We start from the raw sequence: 9,629 nt of genomic DNA on the forward strand, positions 1-9,629 counted from the left end.
CCTCCAAACTCATCGCACCCAGCCCCAGACACGGCATCAACCACCCTGCCGTTTCCACCGACCTGACTGCCGGGCTGGTATAAAACCGTTTCAGAGAGACCGGTTGCATCTGCAAACGTCGACCCATTTCCGGGGCACTGACACGACCCCGCCGATTAAGGGGCCGGTCAAGGTCGGGCAACGTGCTGTCTTTCCAGCACGACTTGGCATGTCGAATCAAGGCAATGGTTTTCATGGCAGTCTCCCGTGATTGCATCTCCCAAGTTTGCTATCCTTCGCGGCGGCTTTAAGGCGACGGGCCTATTGGTAGTTAATAGCAACAATTCATGACAACTGCGTGACGACCTATGACTGACACTGTTCTCTACGGCATCAAAAACTGCGACACAGTCAAGAAAGCCCGGCGCTGGCTGGACGAACACGAAATTGCCTACCGCTTTCACGATGTCCGCGCCGATGGACTCGATCTGTCAATGATCGATTCCTGGATCGCTGCTGTCGGTTGGCAAAAGGTACTCAACAAAGCGGGAACCACCTGGCGAAAACTCGACCCCGAGGTCCAACAACAGGTGTCAGCAGACAACGTTGCGACTTTGCTTCTGGAATACCCTGCCATGATCAAACGTCCGGTTCTGGTTACCAATGGCAACATCACCATCGGTTTCAAACCCGACATTTACGCAACCTGCTTTAACAAGTAATAACACGTAATTTTGGAGACTGAACAAAAAATGACTGCACTTTACAGCTTCGGATTGGGCATCGGCACCCAGAACAACCATGGTGACTGGCTGGAAGTTTATTACCCCAGGCCTCTGCTCAACCCCGGGAAGGAAGTCAGCGACATTCTGCAATCTGTGCTGGACTACCAGGGCGGCAATCAGGCCATGGGCCTGTCCACCGAACAGTTGTCCAAACTAGCCGGCGCATTTGCCAGCAGCGGTGATGCGGATCAGGCCGCCATTGCAAAACAGTTACAGGAAAGTTCCCGTCCGGCCGTAGCCACTGTTCTAGCTAATGATGATGCGCCGGGTTCTGTCCCCGAGGGTTATCTGAAGCTGCACCTTCTCTCCCATCGCCTGGTCAAACCCAACTCGACCAACCTCACCGGCCTGTTTGGTGTATTACGCAACGTGGCATGGACCAGCGAAGGCGCTATTGATCTTGAGGAACTCCCTGCACGGCAACTGCAAGCACGACTCACCGGCAACAGCCTGTCTGTCGACAGTATCGACAAGTTCCCGAAAATGGTCGATTACGTAGTCCCCGCGGGTGTTCGTATTGCCGACACAGCCCGAGTACGTCTTGGTGCCTATATTGGTGAAGGCACAACCATCATGCACGAAGGTTTTGTCAATTTTAATGCTGGAACTGAAAGCACCAGCATGGTGGAAGGGCGTATTTCTCAAGGCGTATTTGTTAAATCGGGGTCTGACCTCGGCGGCGGCAGCTCAACCATGGGCACATTGTCCGGAGGCGGCAATATCATTATCACCATTGGTGAAAAATGCCTACTGGGCGCCAACTCCGGTCTTGGCATCCCGCTCGGCGACCGCTGCACCATCGAAGCTGGCCTTTACATCACATCTGGAACCAAAGTTACTCTACTGGATGACCAGAACAAGGCGGTCGACCAGGTAAAAGCCCGTGATCTGGCCGGCAAGGACGATTTGCTGTTCCGCCGCAACTCGAGTACCGGTGCTGTGGAATGCCTGACCAACAAATCTGCGGTGGAACTCAATGAAGCCTTACACGCTTCTAACTAGCTTCTATGACTGAAAAAACCCGGTCCATTTGCCGGGTTTTTTATTTCCAGAAAACCCTCACAATGCCAATGGCACAGAAATTTCTGTTTAAGATAATGCTTCATTCTGGTTAATTTATTGCCAGAAAAAAGCAGGAGATTCCATGGATTATTCAGAATACGGCCCTTTGGCCAACCTCATCGGCATCTGGAAAGGTGACACGGGTATGGACGTGGCTCCTGAGTCGGATGGTACCGAGCAGAACCCCTACTACGAAACGCTGGTTTGTGAAGCCGCCGGAGATGTAAAAAATGCTGAATCACAGCAACTCTGGATCGTGCGATACCATCAGGTGGTTTGTCGCAAATCCAATGATGAGGTCTTCCACGATCAGGTGGGTTACTGGTTGTGGGATCCTGCTGAAAAACAGGTCATCCAGTCTTTGACCATTCCCCGTGCGCTCTGTGTACTTGCTGCCGGCAAAGCCCTGACAACAACCGAAGGCGCAACTCAAATCGACGTCAGTGCCAGCCTCGATGATCCCCACTGGAATATCCTGCAATCTCCCTTTATGGCGAAAAACGCCAAAACGCTGAGTTACCGTCATTCCATTACAGTGAAAGATGACAGCCTGCTCTACAAGGAATCGACCCTTTTGGATATCTACGGCCGTGAATTCGACCATACCGATGGCAATACCCTCCACCGGGTCACCTGATGCTGACAGGCTGCCGCTGAACGGTAGCCTATCCCAGTTCAGCCCGCTAAACTTACGCCCTCGATTTGAGAGCATTTTGTGATGACCACTGAATCCCCCACGCTAGACCTGACCTGCGAACTGATTCGCCGCCGATCCGTCACGCCCCTTGATGATGGCTGCCAGCAGTTAATGATTGAACGGCTTGAAGCACTGGGATTCTGTGTCGTCAGGTTACCTTTCGGAGATGTTGAAAACTTCTGGGCGGTACACGGTAAAAATGGTCCAACCCTGTGCTTTGCCGGGCACACAGATGTTGTTCCTACAGGCCCAGAAAATGACTGGCAACGGCCACCTTTTGAGCCAAAAATAGAGTCCGGCATCCTCTACGGGCGTGGCGCCGCTGATATGAAAGGTTCACTAGCGGCCATGATTACCAGTGTGGAGCGCTTTCTTGCCGACCACCAGGACCATCGGGGACAAATTGCCTTTCTCATTACCAGCGACGAGGAAGGCATCGCTGTGGACGGAACCGTGAAAGTAGTGGAATGGCTGCGAGAACAGGATGCCATTCCCGAGTGGTGTATCGTCGGCGAGCCCTCCAGCTCAAAACAGGTAGGTGATGTCGTCAAGAATGGGCGGCGGGGTTCACTCGGTGCCGAACTGACGGTTAAAGGCATTCAGGGACATGTCGCCTACCCCCACCTGGCAGACAACCCCATCCACAGGATAGCTCCGGCGCTTGCAGAACTGGCCGCGGAAAGCTGGGATAATGGCAATGATTTTTTCCCTGCCACCAGTTTCCAGGTATCCAACATTCAGGGCGGTACCGGTGCCACCAACGTGATTCCCGGCAAAGTCCACGTCGTCTTCAATTTCCGTTTTTCCACTGAAGTCACGTCGGAACAACTCCGCGAACGTACCGGGGCCATCCTGGACAAACACAACCTTGATTACGACATCAAGTGGCATCTGAGCGGACAACCCTTTCTGACAGCAGAAGGCGAACTGGTCGAGGCAACGGTTGCCAGCATCCGCGAAGTTACCGGCCTCAGCACCGAGCTGTCTACAGCGGGAGGCACCTCTGACGGGCGATTTATAGCCCCATTTGGCACGCAGGTCGTAGAGCTTGGCCCTGTCAATGCCACCATTCATAAAGTAGACGAGTGCGCCAGTGTGGCGGACATCGATCAACTGAGCATTATTTACCAGCGAATCCTGGAAAAGCTGCTGGGCTAACAACTACCCTTTCCTGTTTGCTAACAACAACTCATCCAAGCGAAGAAAATTTTCGTACGCAGTTATTTTGATCATTTTAAGGATCACCTTTTTACAAGGAGTCACTTATGCGCTTTCTCACGGCTTTGGCCGCTAGAGCTCTGATCTTTCTATCCTTTACCAGCCAGGTTGCCATGGCTGGGACCATCACCCTGAATAATGGCGATGTTATCCACGGCGAGTTGCAGGCTGTGGATAAAAAACAGGTGATATGGAAGTCAGACAACCTGGGCAAGCTCAGCATTCCCAAAGAAAAAGTGGCTCACTTCACCTCAACCGCAGTCATTCCCGAAGTCAGAACCCCGAATGGCACTGCCCATAACTGCTCCCTCAACCTCGAAGAAGGCGTCCAAGCCAGTTGTGCTGATGGGCTTGTTGAGACTCAGCCCCTGGCGACGCTGGTAGCTATTGAACCCCCACCAGCCTTCAGTGGCGACTCTCGCTTCAGCTTTAACCGAAAAGACGGAAATACAGACTCGTCGGACCTGGACTTCATTGTCAACGCTCAGTGGCTACGGGATCAGTTCCGCCACCAGGTGGAACTGCTGGCGGAGTCAGAGACCAGCGATGGTGACGTGGTGGATGAACGCTACGAAGGAAACTACCAGCTTAACTACGACTTTAACCAACGCTGGTTCAGCTACACACGGCTCGGCTATGAAAAAGATCGGTTTAATGCTATCGACGAGCAATACGAGCTCGGTGCCGGTTTTGGGCAACGCTTTAACCTGGACAATCAGATGAACTTTGATATGCAGTTGGGTGCGGCGTATTTGATTTCACACCATCCGGAGGATGGTTCCGATAACGATCTGGCAGGACGTTGGGGCTTCAAAATGAACTGGCCGGTGCCCGGTAGTAAACTGACCCTGTTCCACCACCATGAACTGCTGTGGGCAATGGATGACATCAACAACAATCAAACGGAAAGCAGCACAGGGGTCAAACTCCCTTTGATGGGCAACCTGTTCAGTGAGCTGCGCTACGATTATGACTATGTCAGCGAACCCTCCGATGAGCAGAAACACGCTGACGAAGAGTGGGTGATCGCGATTGGTTACGAATGGTAAAGGCTGATCAGGGTTAACAGCTTACTTTAAGGGAGCTTTTTCAGGGGATAGATATCAAAACGGGTGGATTTCCCCTTGAGCGAATAGCCCGGCTCACGACCGCTGAGAAAAGGGGCGTGGGCGGGTCGCTTGACCACCACCCGATAGTTGGCCTGCTGCAGTGACAGGGACAAAAGCCTGTCACTATCTTCTGCCGCCTTACCCACCAATTGATGAAATAGCTGCATCTCTTTTTTCACCTTGCCGGACTTATCCCTGGGTGGAAACATCGGATCGAGATAAATCACATCCGGAGACTGGTCCGCAGTTAAATTCTCTAAGAATTCAGAGGACTCACTTTGCACGGCGTGAATTCGATCCAGAATACCCAGTAACTCCCCATCTGCCTCATACTCCGCACTTTCACGGGCGCGGGCCAATCCGTCAGTCAACAAAGCAAACACGATGGGATGTCTCTCTACCATTGTGACCTGGGCTCCGAGGCTCGCGAGAACAAATCCATCCCGTCCCAGACCGGCAGTCAAATCCAGCACCCTCGGTTTAAATCCTTTATGTGCCAGGCCTATTGCCTTGGCAATGTCCTGCCCCTTACCTCCACCATAAAGCCGGCGGTGCCGAGCTGCCCCGCTACTGAAGTCGCAACGCACCGGCCCCGGAGCGTTCGGACCCAGCTGTTGCAGGGCAAGCCCTGCTTCATCGACTACCAGCGCCATGCCCGACATGGAAGCACTTGCTGTGATAGCAAAGCACTGCAGCCCAAGAGTATCGGAAAGTAAACCGGCCCGGCTTTCAAAGCCGGGCCAGTATAGGATGGAAAGACTGTTTGTCATCTTACTGAATGGGAACCAACTCCAACTCCACCCGGCGGTTAGCCTGACGGCCATATTCGGTACTATTGTCAGCAATGGCGTAACGTTCACCATATCCAGTGGTCCAAACCCGACCACTGGCAATGCCCTGGCTGATCAACAGCTGCCCCACACTGGCGGCACGACGCTCACTGAGTGTCTGGTTGTACTCGGAACTGCCGGTTGAATCGGTATGACCGGCAATCCGAATATTGGTCTTGTTAAATTCTTTCAGCACCAGCGCAACAGACTCCAGCGTGTTATAGAACTCGGGACGCACCTCGTAACGGTCAACGCCAAAGGTAATGTTGCTGGGCATGACCAAACGGATAGTGTCACCTTCTCGAATGACTCTAACACCCGTACCTTCCAACTTTGCTCTGAGAGCAGCCTCCTGTCGGTCCATGTAATAGCCAATTCCACCACCGACCGCGGCTCCTGCTACAGCACCGGTGATAACCCCTTTCTTGCGGTCATCATCACTGGACGTTGCGGCACCGATAATTGCACCCGTCACAGCACCAATACCTGCACCTTTTGCAGTATTACTGGTTTTTTGCTGACCGGTGTAGGGATCCGTGGACATACAGGCCGTCAATGCTCCTACCAGCGCTATTAACAGAAGTTTTTTCATGGTAATTCCTCGTTCATGAATAAAAAGTTAAAGGCTTTGACACCTTCCTTTCAAATTTGCTTTATCCTTATTGTGATAGAAGCAAAAACCTTTTCAAGTGATTTGCCACTCTTCGGCATTAACTGGTTCGCAGCCTTATGAAAAACATCATCATTCTCCTCAACCTCCTTTCCATCCTCGTACTGACCGGCTGCGAAAACTACATCTATACATTCAATGAACAACCGGTCTTTGAGCAACCCGACTTATTTACTGACTACAAAATCACTGACCAGGGACTCTCTAACTGTATCAAACAGGCCATTTATGACGAGAAGGCCCATAAAGCCGGTACCCTTCGGCAACTCAATTGCTCCAATGCGGGTATTCGCACATTGGCCGGGTTGGAAATCTTTACCGGTCTCACTCATGTCAACCTCGACAACAATTTACTGACAGAGATTAAGCCACTGCTGTTTCTTGGCCAGCTTAAAACTGTATTGCTCGCAGGCAATGACAAACTCAACTGTGTAGATGCCAAATTGCTTGCCCAGCAAACTGATGGGCAAGTCAGCCTGCCTACCCATTGCACTCAATAAACGTTTGAACCTGTAGTTCGTTGACAAATTTTGCGACATTCTTCAAAAAAGTTACCCACAAAATCTGTGGATAACTTTGTGTATTACTTTCGTAAAACTCGGTCAAATCCCCATGAACAGGGATACAGACACAAACTGGTTATTTTTTGATCAGTTTAATTTTTGTTTATATTTCAATGGGTTATGAATTACAAAATTAGGAATCAATAACTTAGGAGAGGTTCTGAAGATTCCCCTAAAGTTATTAATGTAATTGTGGACAACAACCATCGAGAAAACCTTGATAGCTGTGCAAATGCTCGGCACCGCTGATCAAAAAATGACGTCAAACTGACCGAAACACCTCAAGAAGCTTTCAATTCCAGCCAGCCAAAGCCCTCTTCCTGGCAGGCGTAGTGAACAGAAGGTAGCTTTGAATCAACCTCTTGCATCAATCCCTTCACAATTTCCAACGCATTGTTCTGTAAGCTGACGTGGCCAACAACAAGATGTTGCAGTCGCTGCAGGTCAATACTTTCCAGTAGAGCCAGTGACTGGTCATTACTCAGGTGTCCCCAGGGACTGGAAATTCGCTGTTTCAACGCCATAGGGTATGGGCCGTTTTGCAACATCTGCAGATCATGATTGCATTCAAGCAACAGGCCGTCACAACCAGAGTACTCATCGACCACATGGGGAGTAATACTGCCAATATCGGTCAGCACCCCCAACCTCAAGCCACGACAGCTGAAAATGTACTGTACGGGCTCTCTGGCGTCGTGTGGCACAGATACCGGAGTGATAGTTACATCACCGAATACAAAGGGAGAATGGCTGTCTATCAACGTGAGGGGTACTGAGGGAGCTTTGGCAGCCTTACTGGTGCCGGCAGTCATAATAACCGGGATATTGTATTTCTTCGCTAGAGGGAATACGCCGCGAAGATGGTCTGTATGCTCGTGTGTAACCAGTACAGCGCCAATATCGGCAGGCGTTAACTCTAAACGCAGTAGTCGACGTTCCGTTTCCCGGATCGAGAAACCACAATCCACTAGGAACCTTGAAGAGCCACAGTCCACAACTGTGGCGTTACCCTTACTGCCGCTGCCCAATGAGGCAAAGCGCATCCGTACTTAACTTAGATTGCCGCGGATCACTTTAAGGAGCTTCATCGCCGAGGGGCGATCAAGCTGGTTACGTGCCTCATCCAGCACGCGAACTTCCACAATCTGCTGGTTCTCGGAGAGAGTGACCTGGTATTTTACCGGTGGCAGCTCCTCATCTTTCTGACCAAAGTTGAGCACCAGATCCATTAGTGTTGTTCCACCTTCCTCAACCAGGATAATTTCCTTGTATTCGACGCTGACTCGTCCTGCAGAGCGATCCTGATCCAGAACCGTGAACCCCCCTTTGGAGAGAGAGTTAATTACTGAATTCCAGGCCCTGTCGTAACCGAGTCTGATCTGGAGATAGGGGTCGACAGCTTCATCAGCGATGACCTTCACACGATCGTCGCCACCGATATTCTGGGCCAGAAGAGAGACACTGCCACTGTTGATTTCATGGGCCAACGCATCGGAAGTAATCTGCAGAAACTCCTGCTCGCGGGCATCGCTCATGGAGCTTTGCGGCCATTCTGAAACGTCTGATTCTTTACCCAGCGGCGCAGACATTTCCAGAATTCTGACTTCGGTGCTGTTAACTCCAACACCGGGCCTGATCGTAAAACGGAAACGGTGACTGTTTACATCGTCGTCCTTGAACTCAAGCCAGGCCGTTTCAATTTCACCAGCGGTGGCGTCCACCCGAGTTGTGGGAACCTGGCTACGCGAAAGAATATTGCGTATTCTCGGCCAGACTTCAGCTGGCGGTTTATTGATGGCGATCCAGCGCTTGTCGCCGAAAGTATCAATCTTGACGATCTCTTCGAACGTGGTTTCCGACAAGGGCTGGGGTCTTGGCAGCCTGAAACGTTGAGGAGCTGCTGACGTATCAGCAATTACCGGAATATCGTAGAGCTCGCCGATGGCTGAGCTGCTCTGATCTTCGGGCACCGACATGGGCGGTACTTCCACAGCCTGCAGGTAGTCATTACTGCGGTCCCTCACTGGACTTTTGCCACAACCTGCCACGGCCAATGTCAGCACCGTCACACAGAAAAGTCTCAGACTTGGTTTCATTCAGGGCTCCGCTTTCTCTTAGTTGCCGTTCAATACGCCGGCTTGTTTCAGGGCAGTCAACACCGTTTCATGGTGTTCGGCTGACAAATCCGTCAACGGCAGACGGATGGCATGTTCCATCAGCCCCATTTCTGCAACTGCCCACTTGACGGGGATAGGGTTCGACTCCACAAACAAGTGTTTGTGAAGGGGTAGCAATACCTGATTAATAGCACGCGCTTCTTCCGCCTGTCCTGCCAGCGCAAGCCGGCACATCTCAGACATTAACTGGGGTGCAACGTTCGCGGTCACCGAAATATCGCCGTGACCCCCCATCAGAATCAATTCCAGGGCCGTGGCATCGTCCCCTGAATAAATCGCAAAATCCGACGGACAGTTTTCTATCAGTTGTCGCGCGCGCCCCAGATCTCCGGTGGCTTCCTTGATACCGACAATATTGGGAATATCTGCAAGCCGGATCACTGTTTCCGGCAACATGTCACAGGCGGTTCTGCCCGGCACGTTGTAGAGAATCTGAGGAATATCCACAGCTTCTGCAATGGCCTTGTGATGAAGATAAAGGCCCTGCTGGGTCGGCTTGTTGTAATAAGGCGTCACCAGAAGACAGGCATCAGCACCCG

At 51.6% G+C, this 9,629-nt stretch carries 12 protein-coding genes; 6 read left to right on the top strand and 6 right to left on the bottom strand.

Annotation, left to right across the window (positions count from 1 at the left end):
- Positions 1-235, bottom strand: a 235-nt coding sequence (locus ACYZYZ_RS06230) for a SixA phosphatase family protein (RefSeq protein ID WP_461483643.1), incomplete at its 3' end; no start/stop codon positions are given.
- Positions 236-347: 112 nt separating this feature from the next.
- Between ACYZYZ_RS06230 and ACYZYZ_RS06235 the strand changes: the two genes are divergently transcribed.
- The 5 genes from ACYZYZ_RS06235 to ACYZYZ_RS06255 all read left to right on the top strand — a co-directional run bounded on the left by ACYZYZ_RS06235 (position 348) and on the right by ACYZYZ_RS06255 (position 4,790).
- A complete protein-coding gene (locus ACYZYZ_RS06235) occupies positions 348-701 on the top strand; it encodes an ArsC family reductase (RefSeq protein WP_305169023.1) in 354 nt (117 codons plus the stop codon).
- 30 nt (positions 702-731) lie between these two features.
- Positions 732-1,766, top strand: a complete 1,035-nt coding sequence (gene dapD, locus ACYZYZ_RS06240; protein WP_461483644.1) for a 2,3,4,5-tetrahydropyridine-2,6-dicarboxylate N-succinyltransferase — start codon at positions 732-734, stop codon at positions 1,764-1,766.
- A gap of 142 nt (positions 1,767-1,908) precedes the next feature.
- Positions 1,909-2,463 (top strand): heme-binding beta-barrel domain-containing protein, encoded by a 555-nt coding sequence (locus tag ACYZYZ_RS06245; protein WP_461483645.1) that lies wholly within the window; start codon positions 1,909-1,911, stop codon positions 2,461-2,463.
- Between the two features lie 81 nt (positions 2,464-2,544).
- Positions 2,545-3,681 (top strand): succinyl-diaminopimelate desuccinylase, encoded by a 1,137-nt coding sequence (dapE, locus tag ACYZYZ_RS06250; RefSeq protein ID WP_461483646.1) that lies wholly within the window; start codon positions 2,545-2,547, stop codon positions 3,679-3,681.
- A gap of 107 nt (positions 3,682-3,788) precedes the next feature.
- A complete protein-coding gene (locus ACYZYZ_RS06255) occupies positions 3,789-4,790 on the top strand; it encodes a DUF481 domain-containing protein (protein ID WP_461483647.1) in 1,002 nt (333 codons plus the stop codon).
- A gap of 26 nt (positions 4,791-4,816) precedes the next feature.
- Here ACYZYZ_RS06255 and ACYZYZ_RS06260 read toward each other — a convergent pair whose 3' ends face one another.
- Together ACYZYZ_RS06260 and ACYZYZ_RS06265 are read right to left on the bottom strand one after the other, a co-directional pair.
- Positions 4,817-5,620, bottom strand: coding sequence for a class I SAM-dependent methyltransferase (locus ACYZYZ_RS06260; protein WP_461483648.1), 804 nt, complete (start codon positions 5,618-5,620; stop codon positions 4,817-4,819).
- A 1-nt stretch (position 5,621) separates the two neighbouring features.
- Complete coding sequence (locus tag ACYZYZ_RS06265) at positions 5,622-6,272, bottom strand: OmpA family protein (RefSeq protein ID WP_461483649.1); 651 nt, start codon at positions 6,270-6,272, stop codon at positions 5,622-5,624.
- 137 nt (positions 6,273-6,409) lie between these two features.
- Between ACYZYZ_RS06265 and ACYZYZ_RS06270 the strand changes: the two genes are divergently transcribed.
- On the top strand, positions 6,410-6,850 hold the full coding sequence (locus ACYZYZ_RS06270; protein ID WP_461483650.1) for a hypothetical protein: 441 nt from the start codon (positions 6,410-6,412) through the stop codon (positions 6,848-6,850).
- A gap of 344 nt (positions 6,851-7,194) precedes the next feature.
- Here ACYZYZ_RS06270 and ACYZYZ_RS06275 read toward each other — a convergent pair whose 3' ends face one another.
- From ACYZYZ_RS06275 to dapA, 3 genes are all read right to left on the bottom strand, one after another.
- The gene (locus ACYZYZ_RS06275; RefSeq protein WP_461483651.1) at positions 7,195-7,956 is read right to left on the bottom strand and encodes an MBL fold metallo-hydrolase; all 762 of its coding nucleotides are present in this window, start codon (positions 7,954-7,956) and stop codon (positions 7,195-7,197) included.
- A 6-nt stretch (positions 7,957-7,962) separates the two neighbouring features.
- Positions 7,963-9,009 (bottom strand): outer membrane protein assembly factor BamC, encoded by a 1,047-nt coding sequence (gene bamC, locus ACYZYZ_RS06280; RefSeq protein WP_461483652.1) that lies wholly within the window; start codon positions 9,007-9,009, stop codon positions 7,963-7,965.
- Positions 9,010-9,027: 18 nt separating this feature from the next.
- Positions 9,028-9,629, bottom strand: a 602-nt coding sequence (dapA, locus tag ACYZYZ_RS06285) for a 4-hydroxy-tetrahydrodipicolinate synthase (RefSeq protein WP_461483653.1), incomplete at its 5' end; no start/stop codon positions are given.

Origin of the sequence: Porticoccus sp., assembly GCA_023261185.1 — a bacterium.
Classification (GTDB): domain Bacteria; phylum Pseudomonadota; class Gammaproteobacteria; order Pseudomonadales; family Porticoccaceae; genus Porticoccus; species Porticoccus litoralis.

Excerpts from the sequence above, each read along its gene's own strand:
- ACYZYZ_RS06270 (WP_461483650.1), top strand. The coding sequence starts at position 6,410 with ATGAAAAACATCATCATTCTCCTCAACCTCCTTTCCATCCTCGTACTG.
- ACYZYZ_RS06245 (WP_461483645.1), top strand. The coding sequence starts at position 1,909 with ATGGATTATTCAGAATACGGCCCTTTGGCCAACCTCATCGGCATCTGG.
- ACYZYZ_RS06255 (WP_461483647.1), top strand. The coding sequence starts at position 3,789 with ATGCGCTTTCTCACGGCTTTGGCCGCTAGAGCTCTGATCTTTCTATCC.
- ACYZYZ_RS06235 (WP_305169023.1), top strand. The coding sequence starts at position 348 with ATGACTGACACTGTTCTCTACGGCATCAAAAACTGCGACACAGTCAAG.
- ACYZYZ_RS06265 (WP_461483649.1), bottom strand. The coding sequence starts at position 6,272 with ATGAAAAAACTTCTGTTAATAGCGCTGGTAGGAGCATTGACGGCCTGT.
- ACYZYZ_RS06260 (WP_461483648.1), bottom strand. The coding sequence starts at position 5,620 with ATGACAAACAGTCTTTCCATCCTATACTGGCCCGGCTTTGAAAGCCGG.
- bamC (WP_461483652.1), bottom strand. The coding sequence starts at position 9,009 with ATGAAACCAAGTCTGAGACTTTTCTGTGTGACGGTGCTGACATTGGCC.
- dapD (WP_461483644.1), top strand. The coding sequence starts at position 732 with ATGACTGCACTTTACAGCTTCGGATTGGGCATCGGCACCCAGAACAAC.
- ACYZYZ_RS06275 (WP_461483651.1), bottom strand. The coding sequence starts at position 7,956 with ATGCGCTTTGCCTCATTGGGCAGCGGCAGTAAGGGTAACGCCACAGTT.
- dapE (WP_461483646.1), top strand. The coding sequence starts at position 2,545 with ATGACCACTGAATCCCCCACGCTAGACCTGACCTGCGAACTGATTCGC.